Source organism: Streptomyces sp. NPDC004539 (assembly GCF_040610055.1).
Classification (GTDB): domain Bacteria; phylum Actinomycetota; class Actinomycetes; order Streptomycetales; family Streptomycetaceae; genus Streptomyces.
This window is the reverse complement of sequence record NZ_JBEXLS010000007.1, coordinates 1-23107: the sequence shown is the minus strand read 5'-3', so window position 1 is coordinate 23107 and position 23107 is coordinate 1. Positions and strand designations below refer to the sequence as shown.

Annotated in this window: 26 protein-coding genes and 1 pseudogene; 12 read left to right on the top strand and 15 right to left on the bottom strand. The window is 71.9% G+C overall.

What is annotated here, in order from left to right; translation table 11 throughout:
• The first annotated feature begins 180 nt into the window (after positions 1 to 180).
• Entirely contained in the window at positions 181 to 918 is a 738-nt protein-coding gene (locus ABZX85_RS16440) for an SDR family oxidoreductase (protein WP_355868036.1), read from the top strand.
• A gap of 287 nt (positions 919 to 1205) precedes the next feature.
• Here ABZX85_RS16440 and ABZX85_RS16435 read toward each other — a convergent pair whose 3' ends face one another.
• The 8 genes from ABZX85_RS16435 to ABZX85_RS16400 form a co-directional block, all read right to left on the bottom strand.
• Positions 1206 to 1385, bottom strand: coding sequence for a hypothetical protein (locus tag ABZX85_RS16435; RefSeq protein ID WP_355868033.1), 180 nt, complete (start codon positions 1383 to 1385; stop codon positions 1206 to 1208).
• Between the two features lie 120 nt (positions 1386 to 1505).
• Positions 1506 to 1997, bottom strand: a complete 492-nt coding sequence (locus ABZX85_RS16430) for a hypothetical protein (protein ID WP_355868030.1) — start codon at positions 1995 to 1997, stop codon at positions 1506 to 1508.
• 314 nt (positions 1998 to 2311) lie between these two features.
• On the bottom strand, positions 2312 to 2998 hold the full coding sequence (gene ung, locus ABZX85_RS16425) for a uracil-DNA glycosylase (RefSeq protein WP_355868027.1): 687 nt from the start codon (positions 2996 to 2998) through the stop codon (positions 2312 to 2314).
• A 122-nt stretch (positions 2999 to 3120) separates the two neighbouring features.
• The gene (locus ABZX85_RS16420) at positions 3121 to 4698 is read right to left on the bottom strand and encodes an ABC transporter substrate-binding protein (RefSeq protein WP_355868024.1); all 1578 of its coding nucleotides are present in this window, start codon (positions 4696 to 4698) and stop codon (positions 3121 to 3123) included.
• Positions 4699 to 4886: 188 nt separating this feature from the next.
• The gene (locus ABZX85_RS16415; protein WP_355868021.1) at positions 4887 to 5642 is read right to left on the bottom strand and encodes an SDR family oxidoreductase; all 756 of its coding nucleotides are present in this window, start codon (positions 5640 to 5642) and stop codon (positions 4887 to 4889) included.
• 27 nt (positions 5643 to 5669) lie between these two features.
• Entirely contained in the window at positions 5670 to 6431 is a 762-nt protein-coding gene (gene fabG / locus ABZX85_RS16410; RefSeq protein ID WP_355868018.1) for a 3-oxoacyl-ACP reductase FabG, read from the bottom strand.
• Positions 6432 to 6621: 190 nt separating this feature from the next.
• A complete protein-coding gene (locus tag ABZX85_RS16405; protein ID WP_355868015.1) occupies positions 6622 to 7065 on the bottom strand; it encodes a DUF3037 domain-containing protein in 444 nt (147 codons plus the stop codon).
• Positions 7062 to 7820: a HipA family kinase gene (locus tag ABZX85_RS16400; protein ID WP_355868012.1), complete on the bottom strand. Its 759-nt coding sequence runs from the start codon at positions 7818 to 7820 to the stop codon at positions 7062 to 7064. The genes ABZX85_RS16405 and ABZX85_RS16400 overlap by 4 nt, the downstream gene beginning before the upstream one ends.
• Positions 7821 to 8002: 182 nt before the next feature.
• On the opposite strand from ABZX85_RS16400, the gene ABZX85_RS16395 reads away from it, so the two are divergent.
• Complete coding sequence (locus ABZX85_RS16395; RefSeq protein ID WP_355868009.1) at positions 8003 to 8506, top strand: Rieske (2Fe-2S) protein; 504 nt, start codon at positions 8003 to 8005, stop codon at positions 8504 to 8506.
• On the opposite strand, the gene ABZX85_RS16390 is transcribed toward ABZX85_RS16395, so the two are convergent.
• Positions 8493 to 9113, bottom strand: a complete 621-nt coding sequence (locus tag ABZX85_RS16390; protein WP_355868006.1) for a cysteine hydrolase — start codon at positions 9111 to 9113, stop codon at positions 8493 to 8495. The genes ABZX85_RS16395 and ABZX85_RS16390 overlap by 14 nt on opposite strands.
• 175 nt (positions 9114 to 9288) lie before the next feature.
• Here ABZX85_RS16390 and ABZX85_RS16385 point away from each other — a divergent pair, with 175 nt between their 5' ends.
• On the top strand, positions 9289 to 9753 hold the full coding sequence (locus ABZX85_RS16385) for a pyridoxamine 5'-phosphate oxidase family protein (RefSeq protein WP_355868003.1): 465 nt from the start codon (positions 9289 to 9291) through the stop codon (positions 9751 to 9753).
• 48 nt (positions 9754 to 9801) lie between these two features.
• Here the strand turns inward: ABZX85_RS16385 and ABZX85_RS16380 are convergent, their stop codons facing one another.
• Positions 9802 to 10704, bottom strand: coding sequence for a LysR family transcriptional regulator (locus tag ABZX85_RS16380; RefSeq protein WP_355868000.1), 903 nt, complete (start codon positions 10702 to 10704; stop codon positions 9802 to 9804).
• A gap of 74 nt (positions 10705 to 10778) precedes the next feature.
• On the opposite strand from ABZX85_RS16380, the gene ABZX85_RS16375 reads away from it, so the two are divergent.
• A complete protein-coding gene (locus tag ABZX85_RS16375) occupies positions 10779 to 11696 on the top strand; it encodes a DMT family transporter (protein ID WP_355867997.1) in 918 nt (305 codons plus the stop codon).
• 19 nt (positions 11697 to 11715) lie between these two features.
• Here the strand turns inward: ABZX85_RS16375 and ABZX85_RS16370 are convergent, their stop codons facing one another.
• The gene (locus tag ABZX85_RS16370) at positions 11716 to 13047 is read right to left on the bottom strand and encodes an aminotransferase class I/II-fold pyridoxal phosphate-dependent enzyme (protein ID WP_355867994.1); all 1332 of its coding nucleotides are present in this window, start codon (positions 13045 to 13047) and stop codon (positions 11716 to 11718) included.
• Positions 13048 to 13082: 35 nt separating this feature from the next.
• On the opposite strand from ABZX85_RS16370, the gene ABZX85_RS16365 reads away from it, so the two are divergent.
• Complete coding sequence (locus ABZX85_RS16365) at positions 13083 to 13784, top strand: pyridoxamine 5'-phosphate oxidase family protein (protein WP_355867991.1); 702 nt, start codon at positions 13083 to 13085, stop codon at positions 13782 to 13784.
• A complete protein-coding gene (locus ABZX85_RS16360; protein ID WP_355867988.1) occupies positions 13778 to 14401 on the top strand; it encodes an FMN-binding negative transcriptional regulator in 624 nt (207 codons plus the stop codon). Before ABZX85_RS16365 ends, ABZX85_RS16360 begins: the two co-directional genes overlap by 7 nt.
• Before the next feature lie 39 nt (positions 14402 to 14440).
• On the opposite strand, the gene ABZX85_RS16355 is transcribed toward ABZX85_RS16360, so the two are convergent.
• Positions 14441 to 15412, bottom strand: a complete 972-nt coding sequence (locus tag ABZX85_RS16355) for a DMT family transporter (protein ID WP_355867985.1) — start codon at positions 15410 to 15412, stop codon at positions 14441 to 14443.
• A gap of 52 nt (positions 15413 to 15464) precedes the next feature.
• A complete protein-coding gene (locus ABZX85_RS16350) occupies positions 15465 to 15953 on the bottom strand; it encodes a Clp protease N-terminal domain-containing protein (protein ID WP_355868934.1) in 489 nt (162 codons plus the stop codon).
• A 273-nt stretch (positions 15954 to 16226) separates the two neighbouring features.
• Here ABZX85_RS16350 and ABZX85_RS16345 point away from each other — a divergent pair, with 273 nt between their 5' ends.
• Complete coding sequence (locus ABZX85_RS16345) at positions 16227 to 16406, top strand: hypothetical protein (protein ID WP_355868931.1); 180 nt, start codon at positions 16227 to 16229, stop codon at positions 16404 to 16406.
• A 78-nt stretch (positions 16407 to 16484) separates the two neighbouring features.
• Positions 16485 to 16916, top strand: a complete 432-nt coding sequence (locus ABZX85_RS16340) for an SRPBCC family protein (RefSeq protein WP_355867981.1) — start codon at positions 16485 to 16487, stop codon at positions 16914 to 16916.
• Between the two features lie 68 nt (positions 16917 to 16984).
• Here the strand turns inward: ABZX85_RS16340 and ABZX85_RS16335 are convergent, their stop codons facing one another.
• Entirely contained in the window at positions 16985 to 17596 is a 612-nt protein-coding gene (locus ABZX85_RS16335) for a PadR family transcriptional regulator (protein ID WP_355867978.1), read from the bottom strand.
• A 181-nt stretch (positions 17597 to 17777) separates the two neighbouring features.
• Between ABZX85_RS16335 and ABZX85_RS16330 the strand changes: the two genes are divergently transcribed.
• The 3 genes from ABZX85_RS16330 (at position 17778) to ABZX85_RS16320 (ending at position 21689) form a co-directional block, all read left to right on the top strand.
• Positions 17778 to 18590, top strand: a complete 813-nt coding sequence (locus ABZX85_RS16330; protein ID WP_355868928.1) for a class I SAM-dependent methyltransferase — start codon at positions 17778 to 17780, stop codon at positions 18588 to 18590.
• 94 nt (positions 18591 to 18684) lie between these two features.
• Entirely contained in the window at positions 18685 to 19245 is a 561-nt protein-coding gene (locus tag ABZX85_RS16325; protein ID WP_355867975.1) for a dihydrofolate reductase family protein, read from the top strand.
• Positions 19246 to 19331: 86 nt separating this feature from the next.
• Complete coding sequence (locus tag ABZX85_RS16320) at positions 19332 to 21689, top strand: excinuclease ABC subunit UvrA (protein ID WP_355867972.1); 2358 nt, start codon at positions 19332 to 19334, stop codon at positions 21687 to 21689.
• A gap of 19 nt (positions 21690 to 21708) precedes the next feature.
• Here the strand turns inward: ABZX85_RS16320 and ABZX85_RS16315 are convergent, their stop codons facing one another.
• Positions 21709 to 22635 carry an NAD-dependent epimerase/dehydratase family protein gene (locus tag ABZX85_RS16315; RefSeq protein WP_355867969.1) on the bottom strand — a complete coding sequence of 309 codons (927 nt, stop codon included), beginning with the start codon at positions 22633 to 22635 and terminating at the stop codon, positions 21709 to 21711.
• A 62-nt stretch (positions 22636 to 22697) separates the two neighbouring features.
• Between ABZX85_RS16315 and ABZX85_RS16310 the strand changes: the two are divergent.
• Positions 22698 to 22997, top strand: a pseudogene (locus tag ABZX85_RS16310) (PhzF family phenazine biosynthesis isomerase); the annotation flags it as partial.
• Positions 22998 to 23107 lie beyond the last annotated feature (110 nt).

The following is a 23107-nucleotide window of genomic DNA, read 5'->3' as shown; positions in this document are numbered from 1 at the left end:
CAAGAGCTCGCAGATTGTGCGCATGTCGCACGGACGGCGTCAACGCCGGGCCCGGTGGGTGTGGACTCGGTGTGGTGGGTTTGCTGTTGCCGAACGAAGAAGCGGTTGTGAGGGGTGGGGTGGTGGTCGGGGGGCTGCGCCTAGGGTGGGGTTCGCTGTCGTGTACTCGGAGGTTCTGTGATGGCCCGTGTCACTGTCGTCACCGGTGGGAGTCGGGGGATCGGGGCGGGGATCTGCCGCCGGCTGGGTGGGGACGGGCATGACGTGGTGGTCGGGTACGTGCGGGACGCGGGGGCGGCGGAGGGGGTGGCCAGGGAGGTGCGGGAGGCGGGGCGGCGGGCGGTCGTGGTGCGGGTCGACACGTCCGTCGAGGCGGATGTGGAGCGGTTGTTCGAGGTGGCGGAGGGGGAGTTGGGGGCGGTGACGGGGCTGGTGAACAACGCGGGGGTGACGGGTCCGCTGGGGCGTCTCGCGGACGCCGCGCCCGCGGATCTGCGGCGCGTGGTGGACGTCAACCTCCTCGGCGTACTGCTGTGTTCGCGCCGGGCCGCGCAGTTGATGGCGTCGCGGGGCGGCGGGGCGATCGTGAACATCTCGTCGGCCGCGGCGACGCTCGGCAGCGCCGGGGACTACGTCCACTACGCCGCGAGCAAGGCGGCCGTGGACGCGCTGACCGTCGGGCTGTCCAAGGAGCTGGGAGCCGACGGAATCCGCGTCAACGCCGTCGCCCCCGGGATGATCGACACCGAGATGCACGCGGCGATGGGGGACCCCGGGCGAGCGCATCGGGCCGCCGCCGCGATTCCGCTGGGCAGACCGGGCCGGGCCGACGAGATCGCGGCGGCCGTGGCGTGGCTCCTGTCGGACGAGGCCGCGTACACGACGGGGGCGGTGCTGCGGGTGGCGGGCGGTCGCTGAACCGAACGCCTACCGACACACCCCACGGCTCACGGCTCACGGCTCACGGCTCACGGCTCACGGCTCACGGCTCACGGCTCACGGCTCACGGCTCACGGCTCACGGCTCACGGCCAGCATCCTCAGCACCGTACGGGCACCCTCAACTCCAGCCCCGCCGCGCCGGATTCCCCCCGCCCGCACCGCCACCCCAACCCGGCGCTCAGCCAAGGTCTCAGCCCCGCACACCCCCACCCCACGCCCGACGCCCAGCGAGACCCCTACGAGTCACCCCGCGTCGTCCGCCCTTCAAGCCGCCTCGACGACCTCGCCCCGGATCGCCTCGGCCCACTCCACGACCAGCAACTCGTACTCCGCGCGCTCGTGCGCCGAGAGGTACCCGCCCGCGCGCAGCCACAACGACCTGATCCGCTCGTTCAATTCGGCAGCGGACCGCACGGAACCAAGGGCACCAGGATCGGGGGACATGCGGACAAGCCTAGGGGCAAGCGCTGACGGTCCGCTACCGCACGGCTACCCGAACCGTATGGGGTTGGTCACGGCATTTCGGATCAACCCCCGCACGGACCGCGGCCGATCCACCGGAGGTCACCGCATCGCCGGCCCCCAAGGCCCCCACGCCTCCCCTTCCCCGTCCCCCTCGCCCAGCCGCTCCGCGAGCCGCTCGATCGACTCCCGCACCCCCGAGCTGTACCCGTCCTCCCCCAGCCCTCGCGCCGCCACCCGCGCCGCCCGCAGATGCGTACGCGCGGCGTCGGGCCGCCCGAGCCGCTCGTAATCGGCGGCGAGATTGAGGTGCAGGGAGGGGTAGAGGGACCGTACGGCCCCCGGACTCTCCTCGGCCGCCGTCAGCGCCCGCAGATCCCAGGCCAGCTCGTCGGTGGGGTCGTCCTGCGTGTCGGCGAGGTAGTGCGCGAGCGTGCACCGGTGCACGGCCTCCCCCGACTCCCCCACCTCCGCCCACATCACCAGCAGCCGGTCCCGCGCCTCCTCCCGGTCACCCCCGTGATGCAACATCACGCCCTGCCCGATCCGCGTCAGCAACGCGTCCACCGCTGCCCGCTCCCGCTGCTCCGCCACCGTGCCCTCCGTGCCAGGTCGGCCGTCCGTACCTCCCATGACGCTAACCGCCCACGACGAAGAACCCGGTCGGCGACACCAAGCCCCACGAACGGGCCCACCCGGGGGCCCGGCAGGACTCCGGCCTCCCGGCTACGAGTCCCCCCTCGCCGCCCGCCCTGCAAACCACCTCGCCGACCCCACCCGGCCCGGCCATTCCCCCCTCACCCCACCGACAGGCCCCACCCCAAGCCCCGCCCGGCCCGCCAACAACCCCCTCGACACCCGACCCGACCGGCGCGCCCCCGCGCCCCGGTCGGCCCGTCACCCCACCCTCACTTCAGATTCGGCACAGTCCAGTCGATGGCCTCATGCCCCTGCCCAGCCACCCCCGCGTTGATCTGCGTGAACGGCTGAGACCCGAAGAACCCCCCCTTCGCGGACAACGGCGAGGGATGCACCCCCTGCACCACGACATGCCGCTCCGCGTCGATCAGCCGCGCCTTCTTCTGCGCATACGCCCCCCACAGCACGAACACCGCGGGATCGGGCCGCGAGGCCACCGCGCCGATCACCGCGTCCGTGAACTTCTCCCACCCCTTGTTCTTGTGGGAGTTGGCCTCACCCGCACGCACCGTCAGCACGGCGTTGAGCAGCAGCACCCCCTGCTCGGCCCACGGCATCAGATACCCGTTGTCCGGGACCGGCGCCCCCAGCTCGGAGTTCATCTCCTTGTAGATGTTCCGCAGGGACGGCGGAATCCGCACCCCGGGCCGCACGGAGAAGCACAGCCCGTGCCCCTGCCCCTCGCCGTGGTACGGGTCCTGACCGAGGATCAGGACCTTCACCTTGTCGTACGGCGTCGCCTCCAGCGCGGCGAAGACCTCCTCGCGCGGCGGGTAGACGGGACCCTTCGCCCGCTCCTCCTCCACGAACTCGGTCAGCTCCTTGAAGTAGGGCTGCTGTAGTTCGTCCCCCAGGATCCCGCGCCAGGACTCGGGCAGCATGGCGATGTCGGTCACGTCAACGTCCTTCGGTCGTGCGATGGCTTCCAGACCTCAGAACCTACCGCCGCCCACTGACAATCGCCCCCGCCCCCAGGAACCGCCCGCTCAGGAACCGCCGGCCCGAGACCGGCCCCCGCTCACCAACTCGTCTTCCGCGACAACTCCCACACCATCATGATCGTCGCCGGGTCCAACGCCCGCTCCGCGCCCCCCACGTCCTCGTTCGCCGCGATGTACTGCTTCCCCTGCCACAACGGCAGCAGCCGCACGTCCTCGACGAGAATCCGCTGCGCCTCCTGGAAGTCCTTCACGACGTCGGCCCGGTTGCTCTGCTCCCGCGACCGCGGCAGCAGCACATCGGTGATCTTCTTGACGGCGTACGGCGTCCCGAGCGCGTTCTGCTGCCCCACGAACGGCGCGATGAAGTTGTCGGGATCGGGGAAGTCCGGCTGCCACCCCCGCCCGAACACGGGGTACTCCCCCTTCTCGTAGCCGACGACGTACGTGTTCCAGGGCCGACTGTTGAGGGTGACCCGGAACAGCCCGGACCCGTCCAACTGGGCCTTGATCTCCTTGAATTCGAGCCCGGTGTCGGAGCCGTACCGGTCGCTGGTGTACCAGAGGGTGAGCGGGACGGGCGTGGTGACGCCGGCCTCGTCGAGGATCTTCTTCGCCTTGGCCGGATCGGGGTCGCCGAAGACGTCGAAGTAGGGCGTCGTGTGCCCGGTGAGGCCCTGCGGCACCATGGAGTACAGGGGCTCGACGGTGTCCTGGTAGACCTTGTGGGCGATGGCCGGGCGGTCGATGGTCTGGGCGATCGCCTGCCGCACGGCGATGTTGTTCGCCGCCTTGTCCTTGGGGTTGAAGACGAGGTAGTTGATGGCGCTGCCGGCCCCCTCGTACAGCTCGAGTCCCTTGTTCTCGTCGCTCTTGCCCTCCAGGGAGACGACGTCGTCGGCGGCGAGCCCCTGGTAGGTGATGTCGATCCCGCCGTCGCGCAGGGACTTGACCATGGTGGCGGAATCCTGGAAGTACCGGATGGTCACCGCGTCGTTCTTGCGGTTCGCGAGCCCCTTGTACGACGGATTGCGGACGAGGACGGCCTCCTTGCCCTGCTCGTAGGAGTCGAGCCGGTAGGGCCCGGAGCCGATGACCCGGGAGTCCTTGCGCAGCGAGTTGTCGGGGTAGTCGACGGGCGGCACGAGCGAGAGCGCGGGGGTCGCGAGGACGAACGGGAAGGTCGCGTCGGGCTTGTTGAGCCGGAAGACGACCTCCCGGTCCCCGCTGGTCTCGACCTTGTCGAGGCTGCCGAGGAGCCCGGCGGGCCCGGTCTGCGCGTTGATCGCCCGGATGCGCTCGACGGAGTGCTTGACGGCCTCGGCGTCCAGCTTGTCGCCGTTGGAGAACTTCAGCCCGTCCTTCAGCTCGCAGCGGTAGACGCGGTGGTCGGAGCTGAAGGCGCAGCTCTTCGCGGCGTCCGGCTCGGGCGTGGTCGCGCCGTTCGGGTAGGCGAGGAGCGTCTGGTAGACGTTGCGGAACAACTCCCAGGAGCCGTCCCACGATCCGGCCGGGTCGAGGGTGCTGGGCGCGCTGGTGGTGCCGACGACGATGGGGCCCTGGTCGCCCGATCCGCCCCCGGAGAGGTAGCCGCAGCTCACAGCCATCCCGAGGGAGGCGAAGGCCGCCAGACCCCGCAGGCTTCGCTTCATGAACACGCGCACGCTCCTCGATCGGCCGTACCAAGGGGGGTTGGCGCGAGACCCTACCGCAGTGCGAAGCGCGGCGAACCGGTTCCTCGTACACGTATTCGCATGCCGAAGTGCCCGTCCGCGTACGACGAAGGCGCCGCCCCAGGTCAGGGGCGACGCCTTCGTGAAGAGGCCCGGCCGAGGCCCAACTGCGTTTATCCCACAGCGGCGTTGAGGAAGATCCCGCCGTCGACCACCAGCGTCTGCCCGGTGATCCAGTCGGCCTGGTCGGACGTGAGGAACGCGGCCGTCCCCCCGATGTCGGACGGCACCCCGAGCCGCCCGAGCGGGTACGCGGCGGCGGCCTCCGCCTCACGCCCCTCGTACAGCGCCTCCGCGAACTTCGTCTTCACGACGGCCGGCGCGATCGCGTTGACGCGGACCTTCGGCGCGAACTCGTGCGCGAGCTGCTGGGTGAGGTTGATCATCGCGGCCTTGCTCATGCCGTAGGCGGCGATGAACGGCGAGGGCGCGATCCCGGACACGGAGGCGATGTTGACGATCGCGCCGCCGTTCTCCTTCTGCCAGGCGTGCCAGGTCTTCTGCGCGAAGCCGAGCGCGGAGATCACGTTGGTCTCGTAGACCTTGCGGGCGACGTTCAGGTCGAGGTCGGCGAGCGGCCCGAACACCGGGTTGGTACCGGCGTTGTTGACCAGGTAGTCGACGCGTCCGAACGCTTCCATCGCCCGGTCGACGACCTCGCTCTGGTGGTCGAGGTCGTGCGCCTTGCCGGCGACGCCGATGACCCGCTCCGCGCCGAGCTTCTCGACGGCCTCCTTCAACGTGTCCTCGTTGCGGCCGGTGATGACGACCCTGTCGCCGCGCGCGACGAACGCCTCGGCGACGCCGTACCCGATGCCTCGGCTGGCGCCCGTGACGAGCGCGACCTTGCCGGAGAGTTCCACAGTCATGGCTCAGTGCTTCCTAGGTGCGCGGGGCTAGTTGAGCGGTCCGCCGGCGACGTACATGACCTGGCCGGAGACGAATCCGGCCGCCTCGCCGGTGAAGAAGGCGATGGCGTTGGCGATGTCCTCGGGCTCGCCGACGCGCTGCACGGGGATCTGGGTGGCGGCGGCCTTCTTGAACTCGTCGAAGTCCATCTTGACCCGGTCGGCGGTGGCCTTGGTCATCTCGGTGGCGATGAAGCCGGGGGCGACGGAGTTGGCGGTGATGCCGAACTTGCCGAGCTCGATGGCGAGGGTCTTGGTGAAGCCCTGCAACCCGGCCTTGGCGGCGGAGTAGTTGGCCTGGCCGCGGTTGCCGAGCGCCGAGGACGAGGAGAGGTTGACGATACGGCCGAAGCCGGCGTCGACCATGTGCTTCTGCACCGCGCGGGCCATCAGGAACGACCCGCGAAGGTGGACGCCCAGGACGGTGTCCCAGTCCGAGGCGCTCATCTTGAACAGCAGGTTGTCGCGCAGGACGCCCGCGTTGTTGACCAGGATCGTCGGGGCGCCCAGCTCCTCGGCGACGCGTGCGACGGCCGCCTCGACCTGCGCCTCGTCGGAGACGTCCGCGCCGACGGCGATCGCCCGGCCGCCGGCCGCGGTGATCTGCTCGACGGTGTCCTTGCAGGCGGCCTCGTCCAGGTCGATCACGGCGACCGCGCGGCCCTCGGCGGCCAGCCGTACGGCGGTGGCGGCACCGATGCCGCGCGCCGCACCGGTGACGATCGCGACCCGCTGTTCAGTGGTGGACATGTGCTGCTTCTCCTCGCCCTTGAGAAATCCCTCTGGAGAAAATCCGCGGCCCTGAGATTCAGTGAGCAACCGCTTAGTACCTTCGCCACCCGTGACGCTAGAAGCCCCGGCACTCCGTGTCAACGGGACACCGGACGGGTGTGACGGATCACCCCACCGGCAGATCCGTTCACCCCGTCGGCAGATCCGTTCACCTCACCAGCAGATCCAGCAACCGCTCCGCCTCCGCCGCCGGATCGCCGGTCAGCCCCGTGTGCACGGGCCCCGGCTGCACGATCGTCGAGCGCGGCGCGACGAGCCACCGGAACCGCCGCCCGGGATCGTCCTGCGCGCTCTGCCCGGCGGCCTCGCAGACCCGCTCCACGGCCCCCAGCGCCGCCCGCACGCCCTCGACGTCCGCCCTCGGGTCGAGCGCGAGCAGCCGCGCCTCGTCGAGGTGGGTGCGCGCACCCACGTACCCCTTGGCCCGGCAGTACAGGAGCACGCCCGCGTTGACGCACTCCCCGCGCTCCACGCGCGGGACGATCCGCAGCAGCGCGTACTCGTAGACGTCCCCCGCGGGGGAGCCCTGTCCGGAGCGGGTGATGTGCCGCTCGGTGAGCTGTCCGGCCATGTGGGTGAGGTGCTCGGTCATGCGCTGATCCCCTTCACGCGCGTGTGGATGTCGGCGGCCCGCGCGAGCAACGGCCGCGCGTACGCCCGCCGCAGCTCGTCGGGGTCGTCGAAACCGGGCTCGTCGCGCAGCCAGTCGTCCGGGATCTCGGCGGTGACCTCGGCGAGGAGTTCCTCGGTGACGCGCGGCGCCAGCTCCTCGGCGGCGCCCGCGACGTCCGGCGCGAACGAGATCAGCGCGTGGTCCGAGGCGTCGTACGGGCGGGCGGCGGAGGCTTCGGCGGCGGGCCAGTTGTGGTGCCAGATCATCGTCGCGCCGTGGTCGATGAGCCAGAGTTCGTCGCGGTGCATGAGCAGGTTGGGGTTGCGCCAGGACCGGTCGACGTTGTTGATCAGCGCGTCGAACCAGACGATCCGGCCGGCGTCCTCGGCGCTCACCTCGAACGCCAGCGGGTCGAAGCCGAGGGCGCCGGAGAGGAAGTCCATGCCGAGGTTGGTGCCGCCGCTGGCCCGGATCAGGTCCTGGACCTGCTGGTCGGGTTCGGCGAGTCCGAGGACCGGGTCGAGCCGGACGGTGACCAGCCGGGGCATCCGCAGGCCGAGCCGGCGGGCGAGTTCGCCGCAGACGACCTCGGCGACGAGCGTCTTGCGGCCCTGTCCCGCGCCGGTGAACTTCAGGACGTACGTCCCGTAGTCGTCGGCCTCGACGAGCCCCGGCAGCGAACCGCCCTCCCGCAGGGGCGTGATGTAGCGGGTGGCGGTGACGTCCTTGAGCATTGGCCCAGGTTACCGAGGCCGGACCGACAGCTCGACGACAGCTCTGGCTTACGCCCGCCCGACCGGGGACGCGCGAGTATCGCGGCACGTCCGGATCGTCGCGGCGCTGAACGGTCCGCGGCCGTGCACCGTACCTCCGGGCGAACCCCACGAGAAACCACCCCCCGAAGGGAAGCGTCAGCATGACCAGCGCACCGCTCAAACCCCTCACCGGCCCCGCCCGTCGCACCGTCGTGACGGCGGCCGGAGCCGCAGGGCTCGCCGTCGCGCTGACCGCGTGCGGAAGCTCCGACGACGACTCGTCGGCGGCGACCGGTTCGAACGACAGCGGCACCACGGGCGGGGCCGGCTCGACCCCCTCCTCGACCACCGGCGGCACGACCGGCGGTTCGGCGGGCGGCACCGCGCTCACCACGACCGCCGACATCCCCGAGGGCGGCGGCAAGGTCTTCGAGTCGGAGAAGGTCGTCGTCACCCAGCCGACGGCCGGCACCTACAAGGCGTTCTCGGCCGTCTGCACCCACCAGGGCTGCGCGGTCAAGAGCATCTCGAACGGGGTCATCAACTGCCCCTGTCACAACAGCAACTTCTCCATCGAGGACGGCAGCGTGAAGAGCGGCCCGGCGCAGAAGGCGCTCCCGGCCGTGAACATCACCGTCAGCGGGAACGACATCACCCTGGCGTAGCCGGTGAGTTGATCCCCGTCACCACCTCGTCCGTGGTCGCGACCGTAGCGACCAACCCGAGAGTGTGACGGACCATCGCGGGGGTGTAGTCCGACGGCACCCCCGCGATCGCGTCCGCCGCGACGACGACCGTGTAGCCCAGGTTCACCGCGTCGAACACCGTGTTGGGAATCGCGACGTTCGCCGACACCCCGGCCACCACCAGCGTCCGGCACCCCAGGTTCCGCAGCAGCGCGTCGAGTTCGGTCCCGTGCAACGGCGACAGACCGTGCAGCCTGCGGACGACGACGTCCCGCGCGTCGGTCTCGATGGGGGCTGCGACCCGCACCGCGCGCGAACCGGCGAGCTGCTGGACGGGCAGCCGCTCGGCGGCCCGGAAGAGCCGGGCGTTGCGGCTGGCCCCCTTCCCGTCCGGCCGGCGTTCCGCGATCGCGTGGACGACCTGGACGCCCGCCCGGTGCGCGGCGGCGACGAGCCGGGCGACGTTCGCCAGCGCCCCCGACTCCCTTGCCTCGGCGGCGAGTTGCGGCAGCGCGGCGGTCTCCCCCACCACCCCCTCCTGGCACTCCACCGTGAGCAGAACCGTATTCTCGGTGTCGAGAATCACATCTCCTCCCTGGCATTCGGGACGCCCGTGAGGGTAGCCACCATTGCGTCGGTCCGGAAGGCGGCCCATCCTGATTTCTGACGTACCGTCAGATGATGTTTCGGTCTCCCGTGAGGAAACCGAGTGGGGTCAAACGTAAGGAAAGACGGAAAGAACCAACAGAAAAGGGGGCCGCATGACTGTCACTCAGCGCCGGGGCCGCAAGATCATGATGACGCCCGGGGAACTGGACGAGTTCCTCGACACCCAGCGCACCTGCCGGGTGGCCACGGTCTCGACGGACGGCACTCCGCACGTCAGCGCCCTGTGGTTCCTGTGGGACGGGACCTCGCTGTGGCTGTACTCCGTCGTGCGCAGCAAGCGCTGGACGCATCTGACGCGTGACCCCCGGGTCGCGGTCGTGGTCGACACCGGCGAGGAGTACGACCAGCTCCGGGGCGTCGAGCTGTCCGGGACCGTCGAGTTCGTCGGCGAGATCCCGCGCACCGGTGAACTGCGGGCCGAACTCGACGCCGTCGAGACCCGGTTCGCCCGCAAGAACTTCCGTGTGGAGGCGATGCCGCACGACGGGAGGCACGCGTGGATACGGCTGACGCCGGAGAAGGTGGTGTCCTGGGACTTCAGGAAGCTGGGGGCCTGAGCGGGTTCCCGGGCGGCCTGAGGCCCGTTCAGGGGATCTGAGGTCTCGTCAGAACACCTTCTCCGACGCCGACTTGAGCGCCTCCACCGCCGCCCTGATCGACGGGCGGCGGTCGGCGTCGGCCCGCCAGACGACGTACACGTGACGGCGCACGCCCTGCCTGAGCGGGACGGTGACCACGCCCGCGGGCACCGGGTTGCGGCCCAGCAGGGGGGAGACGCAGACGCCCAACCCCGCCTGGACGAGGCTGAGTTGGGTGTGGCTCTCGTTGACCTGGTGGGCCATGAGCGGTTCGACGCCGCTCGCCCGCAGGGTGAACTTGAGCCACTCCTGGCAGAATTCGCCCTCCGCCCACATCACCCACCCGTCCTCGGCGAACTCCCCGAGCTCCGCCTCGTCGCGTCCGGCGAGCGGATGGCCGTCCGGCAGCGCGATCGATACCGGGTCGTCGAGCAGATGCGCCTTGGCCAGCCCCTCCGGCAGCGCCATCGGCTTGTTGTACCAGTCGAGGACGACCGCCAGGTCCAGGTCCCCGCGCACCACCCCGGCGACCCCACGCTCCGGCTCCAGCTCCAGCGAGCGCACCCGCAGCGCCGGATGGTCCCGGCGCAGGGCGCTGAGCGCGGCCGGGAAGAGCCCGCGCGCGGCCGTCGGGAACGCCGAGATCCGCAGCTCCCCGGCGACCTCCCCGCGCTGCGCCTCCAGATCGGCCTCGGCGAACTCGACCTGGGAGAGGATGCGCCGGGCGTGCTCGGCGAGCAGGAGCCCGGCGTCCGTCAGCCGCACCCCGCGCCCGTGCTTGGCGAGCAGCTGCCGGCCCGTCTCGCGCTCCAGTTTGGCGAGCTGCTGGGAGACGGCCGACGTCGTGATGTGCAGGGCCAGCGCGGCGGCGCTCACCGAGCCGTGCCGGGCGAGGGCGTCGAGGGTGCGCAGGCGCTCCAGGTTCAACATGTAAGCGATACTACGAGATACCTCGATCGAATTCTCGATTGTGCTACGAGATCGGTACGCGCACAGTGGAGGGCATGAGTCACCTCGACTGGCGCCTGCGCTTCGCCGCCCTCTCCCTGATCTGGGGTTTCAGCTTCCTGTTCATCAAGGTCGGCACGGACGGCTTCGCGCCGCTCCAGGTCGCGCTGGGCAGGCTGGTCTTCGGTACGGCGGTCCTGGCGATCGCCCTCGTGGTGAAGCGCGAGCGCCTCCCCCGGGGTGTCCGCACCTGGGCCCATCTGACGGTCGCGGCCTTCCTCCTGAACGCCCTCCCGTTCTCCCTCTTCGCCTACGCGGAGCTGACGATCCCCTCGACGCTCGCCGGTATCTGCAACGCCACCTCGCCGCTGTGGGGCATGGCCCTCTCGCTGGTCGCCCTCTCCGAGGACCGCCCCACCCGGATCAGGGTCGCGGGCCTCGCCCTCGGCTTCGTGGGCGTCCTCACGGTCCTCGGCGCCTGGCAGGGCTTCTCCGGACTGGAACCCCGGGGCACCGCCCTCGCCCTCGCGGCCTCCCTGAGCTACGCGGTCGGCTGGATCTACGTCCGCCGCACGCTGGCCGGGCGCCCGGAGTCGGCCCTGTCCATGACGGGGGCGCAACTCCTCCTCGCGACCGTCCAGTTGGCCGTGATCACGCCGGTCCCGCACAGCTTCCCGACGCCCTCGCTCCTGGCGGTGGCGGCGCTCGGCGCCCTCGGGACGGGGCTCGCGGTCCTGATGCAGTACGGGCTGGTCGCGGAGGTGGGTCCGACGACGGCCCAGATGGTCACGTACTTCACACCGGTGATCGCGACGGCCGCGGGGACGGCGTTCCTGGGAGAGACGCTGACCTGGTCGACGCCGGTGGGCGCCGCCGTCGTCCTCGCGGGAGCGGCCCTGACCCAGGTGAAGCCGAAGCCCTCCGGGGGCACGAGCCTGCGCAGCGCTCCGGCACCCGAGAAGCAGACGGCCTAGCCCCCCTGGTTCTCGCGACCTAGACCACCCCCCACGAGGAAGCCCCCTTCACGGCCTCGGCCACCGCGTCCGCGAAAGCCGTCACCTCGGCGGCCGACTCCCCCAGCGAGGAGACCGTCACGCGGATTCCGGGAGCCGCCCCCACCCGGAACCGCTCCCCGGCGGCCACGGCCCACCCCGCCCTCAGCAGCCGGGCCACCACCCCCGTCTCGTCGTCGACCGGAATCCACACGCTCAGCCCGCTCCGCCCCCGGGCGGCGACCCCCCGCTCGGCCAGGGCCTCGATCAGCAGGTCCCGCCGCGCCCGGTAGGCCCCGCCCACGACCGCCGGATCGACGCCCCCCTCCCGCCACAGCCACACCACGGCCCGCTGCACCAGCAGGCTCACCCATCCGGCCCCCAGCCGCTGCCGCCCCCGGACCCGGTCCACGGTCACCGCGTCCCCGGTCATCACCGCGACCCGCAGATCCGGCCCGTACGCCTTCGCGACGGACCGCACGAAGGCCCAGTGCCGGGTGACCCCGCCCAGCGGGTGCAGGGGCAGGTCGACGATCCCGTGCCCGTGGTCGTCCTCGATCACGAGCACGTCGGGGAACTCCCGCAGAATCGCCCGCAGTTCCCGGGCCCGGCCGGCGCCCACGGCGGCTCCCGTGGGGTTCTGCGCCCGGTCGGTGACGACGACGGCACGCGCCCCGGACTCCAGCGCGGCCCGGAATGCCCCGGGAACGGGCCCCTCGTCGTCGACCGCGAAGGGGACGATCCGCAGCCCCAGCGCCGGCACCAGATCCAGCACCCGGTTCCACCCGGGGTCCTCGACGGCGACGGCGTCCCCCGGCTTCAGCCGGACCGCGAGGACGCGCTCGACCGCGTCCAGCGAGCCCGAGGCGACGACCAGCGGCCCGTCGGGCACCCCGTCGGCGTCGAAGGCGGCCCGCGCCAGCCGCGCCAGCTCGGCGTCCACCGGCTCCTCGCCGTACAGCGCGTCCGGCCGGCCGGAGGTGGCTGCCGCGAACGCGGGCGCGAGCGGGGGCAGCAGCGCCGGATCGGGGTTCCCGTCCGCGAGGTTCCGCACCCCTTCGGGCACGGAGACGACGGCCCGCTCCCGCCCGGTCGTCGCGGGCTTCGCCCGCACCCGGCTCCCCCGCCGCCCCTGCGTCTCGATGACGCCCCGCTCCCGCAGGGTGCGGTACGCGGCGGCGACGGTATTGGGATTCACCCCGAGATGCACGGCCAACTCCCGCATGGGGGGCAGCAGTTGCCCCGGTTCCAGCGCCCCCTCCCCCACAGCCCTCTCGATGCTCGCGGAAATGTCCGCTGCGCGGCGACCTTCGATCGGATATTCTCCTAGCACAAACAACATTATGCACTAGTGCAATGGAGAACGCCATGCGGGAAACGGCTCCCCGAGAAGCGACTCGGCAGGAAACGGCCCCTCCCTATCCCAGGACCGACCGCACGGTCCCCACCCGCTCCGCCGACCGCGCCTCCTACGACCGCGACCTGGTCCACGCGATCCTCGACGAGGCGTACGTCTGCCACCTCGGCTTCGTCCGCGACGGCGCCCCCGTGGTCCTCCCGACCCTGTACGCCCGCGTCGGCGAGCACCTCTACGTCCACGGCTCCACCGGCTCCCGCCCCCTGCGCATGACGGGCAGGGCCCCCGAGGGCCTCCCGGTCTGCCTCACAGTGACCCACGTCGACGGCCTGGTCCTGGCCCGCTCCGCGTTCCACCACTCGATCAACTACCGCGCGGTGGTGGTCCACGGCCTCGCGTACGACGTGACGGACCCGGCCGAGAAGCGCGCGGCTCTCGACGCCCTCGTCGACCACGTCGTCCCCGGCCGCTCCGCCGACTCCCGCCCCGCGAACAAGAAGGAGCTGGCGGCGACGGCCGTGATCCGCCTCGACCTGACGGAGGTCTCCGCCAAGCTCCGCACGGGCGGCGTGAACGACGAGCCCGAGGACCTCGCGCTCCCCCACTGGGCCGGCGTGGTCCCCGTCCAGCGCGTCTACGGCACCCCGGTGCCGGACCCGCTCCTCGCCCCCGGCACCGAACTCCCCTCCTACCTCACGGAGTCGACATGCTGATCCACCCCTGGGACACCGCCCGCGACGACGCGGAGTGGCAACAGTGGCTCACCACCCACGACTTCGGCCAGCTCGCCGTCAACGGCCTTGCCGGTGAACCCCCGTGGGTCCAGCCGACCCACTTCCTCTACGACCCCGAACAGGCCGAGATCCTGATCCACCTGGCCCGCCCCAACCCCATATGGCGGGCCCTGGAGGCCGATCCGCACGTCGTCCTGAGCGTGGCCGACGACTACGCCTTCATCCCGGGCCCCTGGCAGGCCGAACCCGGCGTCCCCGCCGAGCACGGCACGCCGACGACGTACTACGCCGCCGTCCAACTCCACTGCACGGCCCACGTGATCGACGACCCGGCCGCCAAGTCCGCCCTGCTGGCCCGCCAGATGGCCCACTTCCAGCCCGAGGGCGGCTCGGTCCCGACCGACTCCGCCCCGTTCGACCGCATGCTCCCGGGGCTGCGCGGCCTGCGCCTCGACATCAGCTCCGTGCGCGCCAAGTTCAAGTACGGCGGCAAACGCTCCGCCGAGGTCCGCGAGCGGGTCGCCGACCGCCTGACGGCACGCGGCGGGCCGGGGGACGCGCGGGTACGGGAGCACGTCGTACGCCGCAGCGGATGAGCCGTACGCCAGGGGCCCTCACGGCGGACGCGGCCGTCGTCAGACGGCGGTCTCGCGTGCGGTCAGCCCCTGTTCCAGTCCCCCGCCCGCCACCGGCTCCGCCGGGCTCTTCGCGGGCGTGGCCGACTGGGCGACGAACGCGCCGAGCAGGACGACCACACCGCCGGCGAGCTGGGCCGGGCCGAGGTGTTCGCCGAGGAGGACCCACGCGAGGACGGTCGCGACGACGGCCTCGGAGCAGGCCACGACGGTCGCGACCTGAGGGGAGAGCCGGCGGACGGAGACGACGCCGGTCGCGTAGGCGAGGACGGTCGCGAGGAGCACGACCCAGCCGAGGAGCAGCCAGGCCGGTACGTCGGTGCCGTTCATGTCGGCGGCGCGGCCGAGGACGGCCCAGTCGAGGTTCCAGGGCCGGGCGACGGCGGTGAGGACGGCGGCGCCGACGAGGAGCCCATAGGCGATGACTCCGAGCGGGTCGGGCGCGTCCGTGCCGGAGCCCCCTCGGTCGGAGAGCACGAAGTAGGCGACCTGGCAGCAGGCGGCCCCGAGCGCGAGCACCACCCCGACCGCGTCGAACTTCATCCCGGCCCACACCTCGACGACGCAGGCGAGCCCGCCCACGGCCAGCACCACCCCGACGACGGCCCGCCGGCTGACGGGCCGCCGCTGCACGAACCGCACCCACCCGAGGACGAGCGCGGGCGCCAGATATTCGAGGAGCAGCGCGACCCCAACGGGCAGCCGGGAGATCGACGCGAAGTAGAACGCCTGCACCCCGGCGACCCCGAGCAGCCCGAACCCGGCGAGCAGCCCCGGCCGCCGCCGTACGAGTCCCCGGTGCCGCCAGGCCACCGGCAGCATCACGAGCGCCGCGAACCCCACCCGCAGCCACACCACGTGCAGCGGTTCGAGTCCGCCCTCGATCAGCGGCTTCGCCGCGACACCGGAGCCTCCGAACGCCACCGCCGACACGACGGCCAGCCCCAGCCCTACACCGTTCGCCTTCGTCACGCGGACATGATGACACCCGCCGACAGCACCGTCACCCCTTCAAGCTCCTGTCTCACCCCTCGAACGGGTCCGGCTCCTCGTCCTTGTCGACCCGCGCGAGCAGCTCGCCCGCGTCCACCCCCGCGCGGGCCAGCACCTCCACGGCCCGGGACCGGGGATCAGCGAGCACGCCCGCCAGCAGATCGACGCCCTGCGCCGCGCCGGCGCCGCGCCGCTCCGCGCGGACCCTGGCCGTCTCGATCGCGACGGCGGCGACGGGCGAGAACCCCTCGGTGACCGTGACGACGGGCAGCGCCCCGGAGTCCTCGACCCCGTTCTGCCAGCGCAGCCCGTACCCGATGCTGCGCTGGACGAGATAGCCGAGGACCCGGGCGACCCGGTCCCCCTCCTCGAAGACCCGCCGCACCTCGATGTCGGACTCCAGCAGCGAGTGCAGCAGATGCGCGCTGTCGATCTGCCGGTCGGCGCCCCGTACGGCCCTGCGGCGCGCGCCGGCGACCGCCGCCACCAGTTCCTCGCTGAACCCGGCGACGTCGTCCACGGTGGGCGGTACGGGTTCATGGACCGACGGCCGGGGAATACGGGGTTGCACCCCCTCACCCCATCAGTCCCGGACGCCCCCGGTCATCCCCGTAACGAAGCATTTCCGCCTCCCACGCAGAGCGGAGGGCCCGGCGCGGAATCTCCTCCTTACGGATGACATCAGGCCGGAACCCGCCCACGGCGTGCGGCGGAGCCTCGCGCGCCGGGGACGCAACCGCGCGGCGGACGGTCACGTCACAGTAGTGAGAGAGGGGGTTCCGGTTTGGTGACGGTGAGCTGGCTGGTCGTACTCCCGTCGGTCGACGGCCTTCAGTACGTGTACCGCGTCTACGCCCCGGAGGACGCCCTGCCCGCCGACCTGTTCTGGGCCGCCTGGCACTGCCACGACGAGGGCCCGCACCCGCGCGCCTGGGACGTCTTCGACGCCGCGGTGATCCGCCGCCTGCGCTGAACGGGCGCCCGTGTCTTGCAAGTTGAGGGCCCCGGGGCTACGTTCCGCGCACCCTGGCCGATTCGAAGAGGTGGTCGCATGGCCGAAGTGAGCGCCGAGGCACGTATCGAGGCACCGGCGGAGCAGATCTGGACCCGGCTGACGGACTGGCCGGCGTACGGCGAGTGGAACGCGACGCACACCGACTTCCCCCAGGGCGGCCCGAAGGCGCTGGAGCAGGGCGCGACCTTCCAGGAGAACATGAAGCTGATGGGCTTCCCGGCCGAAGTGCAGTGGACGATCGACGAGTTGACGCCCGCCAGGTCGTTCACGATCACCGGCAAGGGCCCGATGGCGGTCGCCCTGCTCACCCGCTACACCCTCACCCCGGACGGCGCGGACGCGACGACGGTCCGGATCGACGGGGAGTTCACGGGCGCGGCGGTCTCCCTGATGGCGGGCAAGCTGAGGGACTCGGCGACGGCGGCCCTGACCGAGTCGCTGCGGAAGCTGGCGGCGCTGGTGGGCTGAGCGCCGTCCGCGCACACAGTTGGGCGCCCCGCGCGGAACACGGGGCGCCCTGAGGCCGTACGCGGAGATCAGTCCTCGTCGGCCAGGATCAGATACAGCTTCTTCCGAGCATCGTTGACAACAGCCAGAGCCTTCTCACGCTGCTCCTTGTTCCCGGTCCGCCAGACCTGTCCGAACGCCTCGAAGAGTCCGGAACCCGCCTGCCTGATCTCGTGCAGTGACTCCCAGTCGACCCCGCGGGTGGCCTCCTCCCAGGGCGTCTCGGACACCTCCTCGGCGGCGGTGCGCCCGGCCTCGGTGAGGGAGAACAGCTTCTTGCCGCCCTCGCTCTCACTGCTGATGAGCCCTTCGTCCTCCAGCATCTGGAGCGTCGGGTAGACGGACCCGGGGCTCGGCTTCCAGGCACCGCCACTGCGCTCGGCGATCTCCTGGATCATCTCGTAGCCGTGCATCGGCCGTTCCTTGAGCAGGGCCAGGATCGAGGCCCGTACGTCTCCGCGCCGTGCCCTCCCCCTGGGTCCGCCGCGCCCTCGTCCGCCCCAGGGCCCCGGCCCGAACCCGGGCCCGCCGAACCCCGGGCCACCGGGCCCGAACGGCCCGAAGGCACCCCGGCGACCGTCGAACCCACCGCGCTCGCGGGGGTCCTGGCCGTGTCCACGCTCGAATCCATGCATACGCATAGCACTCACTCCATTTCACATGCCTCTGATTGATCGGCATCACTTCGTCAACCGATCACGACCCCTCAACGATATATCGGAACCGATCGCCTGACAACCCCCGGCCACCGACCCCGCCTACGCCGGCTCCGCCTACGCTGGCAAGGTGACTGACGAACGGGAGCCGGAGCGGCCGTCGGGAGTGTGGGCCACGGCGGTGGGGGTGGCCCGGGTGCGGGCGCTGGAGTCCGAGCGGGAGGACGCCCTGTTCCACGACCCGCTGGCACGCGCCTTCGCCGCCGCCGGAGGTCTGTGGCCCGCTTCGCCGCCGCCCGGTGACGAGGCCGCGCGCCGCCGCCGGCTGGGCGTGGCGTTCTCCATCGTCGTCAGGACGCGGTTCCTGGACGATCTGTTGCGGCAGGCCACCGCGTCCGGGGTCCGGCAGGTCGTGCTGCTCGGCGCCGGCATGGACAGCCGGGCCTTCCGGACGGACTGGCCCGAGGGCACGCGACTGTTCGAGGTCGACACCGCGGCGCCGCTGGACTTCAAGGCGTCGGTGCTGCGCCGGGAGCGGGCCGTGGCGCGCTGCGAGCGGATCGCCGTCGCGGTGGATCTGCGGGCGGACTGGCCGGGCGCGCTGGCCGCCGCGGGGCACGACCCGGCCGCGCCGACCGTGTGGATCGCCGAGGGGCTGCTGATCTATCTGCCCGAGGACGCGGTGGAACTCCTGCTGGAGCGGATCGGCTCGCGGTCGGCGGTCGGCAGCCGGATGGGGCTGACGCTGGGCTCGCGCGGCGTGATCGAGCGCTTCGCCGCGGACGCCGGGCCGGGGTCGGCGGCGTCCCTGTGGGTCTCGGAGATGCCCGACGACCCGGTCGGCTGGCTGGCCGGGCACGGCTGGACGGCCGACTGCCACACCCTGCGCGAACGCGCCGCCGCGTACGGGCGCCCGCTCGACACCCCGCCACGGCCCGAGGAGCGGCCCGGGGGGCTGATCTCGGCGGTGCGCCGGTAGGGCGCGGCGCCGGCCGATGAGTCCTGCCGCGTCCGGTGGTCCTACTGTCGAACTGTCGCGACCCTGCATCGCAGAGACCACCGAGGAGCCCCGCATGCGCACCGTGACCTACTCGATGGGCGTCTCGCTCGACGGCTACATCGTCGGCCCGGACGGCGGCTTCGCCTGGACGGCCCCCGACGACGCCCTCTTCCGCTTCGCCACCGACCAGATCCGCGAGGTCGGCGTCCACCTGATGGGCCGGCGCCTGTACGAGGCGATGCTGTACTGGGAGACCGACCGGGACCCGTCCCCCGACGAGGCGACGCGCGAGTGGATCGCCCTGTGGCGCCCCCTGCCCAAGGTGGTGTTCTCCCGCACCCTGACGGCCGTGGAGGGCAACGCCCGGCTCGCCTCCGGCACCGTCGCCGAGGAGATCGCGCGGCTGCGCGCCGAACCCGGCGAGGGTGAGATCGCGATCGGCGGCGCGGACCTCGCCGCCGAGGTCGCCGAGGCCGGCCTGATCGACGAGTACCGGCCCAAGATCTACCCCGTCCTGGTCGGCGGCGGCACCCCGTTCTACCCCCGGCACGCCCGCCGCGTGGACCTCGAATTCGCCGGGTCCCGCACCTTCCCCTCGGGCGTCGTGTACCTCCGCCAGCTCGTCCGGCGCTGAACCGGTCAGGAATCGAGAAGCGCCCACCCCAGGACCCCGCCTAGCCTGACCCCACAGCCACAGCCACCGCACAGAGGGACTCCGCGATGACGAAGCCGCACGCCGCCGACAGCCACGACCTGATCCGGGTGCACGGCGCGCGGGTGAACAACCTCAAGGACGTCAGCGTCGAGATCCCCAAGCGGAGGCTGACGGTGTTCACCGGCGTCTCGGGGTCGGGCAAGAGCTCCCTGGTGTTCGGCACGGTCGCCGCCGAGTCGCAGCGCCTGATCAACGAGACGTACAGCGCGTTCGTCCAGGGCTTCATGCCGAACCACGCCCGCCCCGACGTCGACGTGCTGGAGGGCCTGACGACGGCGATCATCGTGGACCAGCAGCGGCTGGGCGCGGACCCCCGGTCGACGGTCGGCACGGTCACCGACGTCAACGCGATGCTCCGTATCCTCTTCAGCCGCCTCGGCACCCCGCACATCGGCCCGGCGAAGGCGTTCTCCTTCAACGTCGCCTCGATCAGCGGCGCGGGCGCGGTGACGATCGAGCGCGGCGGGCAGACCGTGAAGGAGCGGCGCTCGTTCAGTATCCAGGGCGGCATGTGTCCGCGCTGCGAGGGCCGGGGCGCGGTCACGGACTTCGACCTGACGCAGCTCTTCGACGCCGAGCGGTCCCTGAACGACGGCGCGCTGCTGGTGCCCGGCTACAAGACGGGCGGCTGGAGCTACCGGATGTACTCCGAGTCGGGGCTGTTCGACGCGGACAAACCGGTCAAGCGGTTCACGAAGAAGGAACTGCACGCGTTCCTGTACCTGGAGCCGACCCGCATGAAGATCGCGGGCATCAACATGACGTACGAGGGCCTGGTCCCGCGTATCCAGAAGTCGATGCTGTCCAAGGACCGCGAGGCGATGCAGCCGCACATCAGGGAGTTCGTGGACCGCGCGATCACGTTCACGACCTGCCCGGACTGCGAGGGCACGCGGCTGACGGCGGCGGCCCGCTCCTCGAAGATCGACGGCGTGAGCATCGCGGACGCCTGCGCGATGCAGATCAGCGATCTGGCCGACTGGGTCCGCCGGCTCGCCGACCCCTCGGTGGCCCCGCTGCTGACAGCCCTGCGGGAGACCCTCGACTCGTTCAACGAGATCGGCCTCGGCTATCTCTCCCTGGAGCGCCCCTCGGGCACCCTCTCCGGCGGCGAGGCCCAGCGCGTCAAGATGATCCGCCACCTGGGCTCGTCGCTCACCGACGTGACGTACGTCTTCGACGAGCCGACGACCGGTCTGCACCCGCACGACATCCGCCGCATGAACGACCTCCTGCTGCGCCTGCGCGACAAGGGCAACACGGTCCTCGTGGTCGAGCACAAGCCGGAGGTCATCGCGATCGCCGACCACGTCGTGGACCTCGGCCCCGGCGCCGGCACGGCGGGCGGCACGGTCTGCTACGAGGGCACGGTCGCGGGCCTGCGCGGCACCGACACCCTCACCGGCCGCCACCTCGGTGACCGCGCGAGGCTGAAGGACGCGGTCCGCGAGCCCACCGGCACACTGGAGATCCGGGGCGCGAACCGGCACAACCTGCGCGATGTCGACGTGGACGTCCCGCTCGGCGTCCTGACCGTCGTCACCGGCGTCGCGGGCTCCGGCAAGAGCTCCCTGATCCACGGCTCGGTGCCGGCCTCGGCCGGGGTCGTCTCGGTCGACCAGGCCCCGATCAAGGGCTCGCGGCGCAGCAACCCGGCGACGTACACGGGGCTGCTGGAGCCGGTGCGCAAGGCGTTCGCCAAGGCCAACGGCGTCAAGCCGGCGCTGTTCAGCGCCAATTCGGAGGGCGCCTGTCCGACCTGCAACGGCGCGGGGGTCGTCTACACGGACCTCGCGATGATGGCGGGCGTCGCGACGGTCTGCGAGGAGTGCGAGGGCAAGCGGTTCCAGGCGGCCGTCCTCGACTACCACCTCGGCGGCAAGGACATCAGCGAGGTCCTGGCGATGCCGGTGGCGGAGGCGGCGGAGTTCTTCTCGGCGGGCGAGGCCCACACCCCGGCCGCGAGCCGCATCCTCGGCCACCTCGCGGACGTCGGTCTCGGCTACCTGACGCTCGGCCAGCCCCTCACCACCCTCTCCGGCGGCGAACGCCAGCGCCTCAAGCTCGCCACCCACATGTCCGACAAGGGGGGTGTCTACGTCCTCGACGAGCCGACCGCCGGTCTCCACCTGGCGGACGTCGAACAGCTCCTCGCCCTCCTGGACCGCCTGGTCGACTCCGGGAAGTCGGTGATCGTCATCGAGCACCACCAGGCGGTGATGGCCCACGCCGACTGGATCATCGACCTCGGCCCCGGCGCCGGCCACGACGGCGGCACGGTCGTCTTCGAAGGCACCCCCGCCGCCCTCGTCAAGTCCCCGACCCTCACCGGCGAACACCTCGCGGAGTACGTGACCTCCTGAGCACGCCTGCGGCCCCGGGTCACCAGTTCCGGGGCCCGGGATCGCACCCGGCGACCCGCCACACCTCCTCGCTCACGTACCAGTGGTCCCGCCCCACCAGCGCGAACTGCCGCTCGCTCGCCCGCCCTCGACTCGCCCGGAACCGCTCCAGGCACACCTCCCAGGGCCAGTCGGCGTCGGGCACGGGCGGCAGCACCCCGCGCGCGACGAGCCCGGCGATCAGGTCCCCGATCCGCACCGGCACCGGATGGCTCGCGTGGTAGACCCCCGCCGGCACCGGGCGCTCCAGGAGGGCGAGGGCCGCGACGAGCCGCCCGAGCGCCGTGACGTCGACGACCGACAGCAGCGCCCGCCCGCCGTCCCACACGGCCGGCACCCGCGCCGTCAGCTCCCGCAGCCCCGGTACGACCCACCGGTCGCCGTCGCCCAGGACCAGCCCCGGCCGCAGCACGGCTCCCCCCGCCTCCAGCGCGAACCGCTCCCCGGCCAGCCGGCTCCGGCTGACGGCGGAGACCGGCTCGGCGGGAATCCCGCCCACCTCGACCCCGCTGTGCGGCCCGGCCCCGTACACGGCGGCGGTCGACAGATGCACCACCCGCCGCACCCCGGCGCGCCGGGCCTCGCCCATCACGGCCCGCGCCCCGTCGGTGTTGACGGCCCGGCACATCGCCTCGTCGCTCCCGATGTACGAGGCGAGATGGACGACGGCCCCCGCACCCTCGCACAACCCCGCCACCGCACCCGGCTCGGTCAGATCCCCGGTCACCCACGCGAGCCGCGCCGGGTCGTCGACGCCGCCCTCCTCCACCTCCTCCGCAACCCGTCTCACCAGCGCCCGGACCCGCGCTCCCCGGGCGAGCAACTCCCGCACAGCGGCCCTCCCGACGAACCCGCCGGCCCCTGTGACCACGACAACGTCCGACCCCGTCCGCCAGTTCCCTCGCATCCGTCCAGTTTTCCCCGATTGGCCTTGGTGTCCCGACTCCGCCACCCCCTACTGTCGCGTCCATGCAGATCAGAATCGTGGACGCGTTCACCGACCGCCCCTTCTCCGGCAACCCGGCGGGGGTCCTGCTGCTGGACTCCTACCCCGGTGACGACCGTCTCCAGAACATCGCCCTGGAGGTCAACCACGCGGAGACGGCGTTCGCCCACCCCCTCGCCGGGGACCCGGAGGCGGACTGGGCGCTGCGCTGGTTCACCCCGGTCACGGAGGTCGCGATGTGCGGGCACGCCACGCTGGCGACGGCGCACGTCCTGCACACCACCGGCGCCCACGAGGGGCCCGTACGCTTCAGGACGCTCAGTAAGGATCTTCAGCGTGGCCACTGATTCCCAATCAGGTTGTCAAGTGGCTGTGGTGACATGCGGTGAAGGCGTCATGTCGCTGCGGCACCGGCGCGGGCAGCGGCGGTCTC

Coding starts and splice junctions, on each gene's coding strand:
- ABZX85_RS16415 (WP_355868021.1), bottom strand. CDS start 5,642: ATGACTGTGGAACTCTCCGGCAAGGTCGCGCTCGTCACGGGCGCCAGC.
- ABZX85_RS16405 (WP_355868015.1), bottom strand. CDS start 7,065: ATGACCGAGCACCTCACCCACATGGCCGGACAGCTCACCGAGCGGCAC.
- ABZX85_RS16335 (WP_355867978.1), bottom strand. CDS start 17,596: ATGCGTATGCATGGATTCGAGCGTGGACACGGCCAGGACCCCCGCGAG.
- ABZX85_RS16400 (WP_355868012.1), bottom strand. CDS start 7,820: ATGCTCAAGGACGTCACCGCCACCCGCTACATCACGCCCCTGCGGGAG.
- ABZX85_RS16320 (WP_355867972.1), top strand. CDS start 19,332: ATGACGAAGCCGCACGCCGCCGACAGCCACGACCTGATCCGGGTGCAC.
- ABZX85_RS16385 (WP_355868003.1), top strand. CDS start 9,289: ATGACTGTCACTCAGCGCCGGGGCCGCAAGATCATGATGACGCCCGGG.
- ABZX85_RS16440 (WP_355868036.1), top strand. CDS start 181: ATGGCCCGTGTCACTGTCGTCACCGGTGGGAGTCGGGGGATCGGGGCG.
- ABZX85_RS16375 (WP_355867997.1), top strand. CDS start 10,779: ATGAGTCACCTCGACTGGCGCCTGCGCTTCGCCGCCCTCTCCCTGATC.
- ABZX85_RS16435 (WP_355868033.1), bottom strand. CDS start 1,385: ATGTCCCCCGATCCTGGTGCCCTTGGTTCCGTGCGGTCCGCTGCCGAA.
- ABZX85_RS16365 (WP_355867991.1), top strand. CDS start 13,083: ATGCGGGAAACGGCTCCCCGAGAAGCGACTCGGCAGGAAACGGCCCCT.
- fabG (WP_355868018.1), bottom strand. CDS start 6,431: ATGTCCACCACTGAACAGCGGGTCGCGATCGTCACCGGTGCGGCGCGC.
- ABZX85_RS16340 (WP_355867981.1), top strand. CDS start 16,485: ATGGCCGAAGTGAGCGCCGAGGCACGTATCGAGGCACCGGCGGAGCAG.
- ABZX85_RS16395 (WP_355868009.1), top strand. CDS start 8,003: ATGACCAGCGCACCGCTCAAACCCCTCACCGGCCCCGCCCGTCGCACC.
- ABZX85_RS16360 (WP_355867988.1), top strand. CDS start 13,778: ATGCTGATCCACCCCTGGGACACCGCCCGCGACGACGCGGAGTGGCAA.
- ABZX85_RS16325 (WP_355867975.1), top strand. CDS start 18,685: ATGCGCACCGTGACCTACTCGATGGGCGTCTCGCTCGACGGCTACATC.
- ABZX85_RS16380 (WP_355868000.1), bottom strand. CDS start 10,704: ATGTTGAACCTGGAGCGCCTGCGCACCCTCGACGCCCTCGCCCGGCAC.
- ABZX85_RS16315 (WP_355867969.1), bottom strand. CDS start 22,635: ATGCGAGGGAACTGGCGGACGGGGTCGGACGTTGTCGTGGTCACAGGG.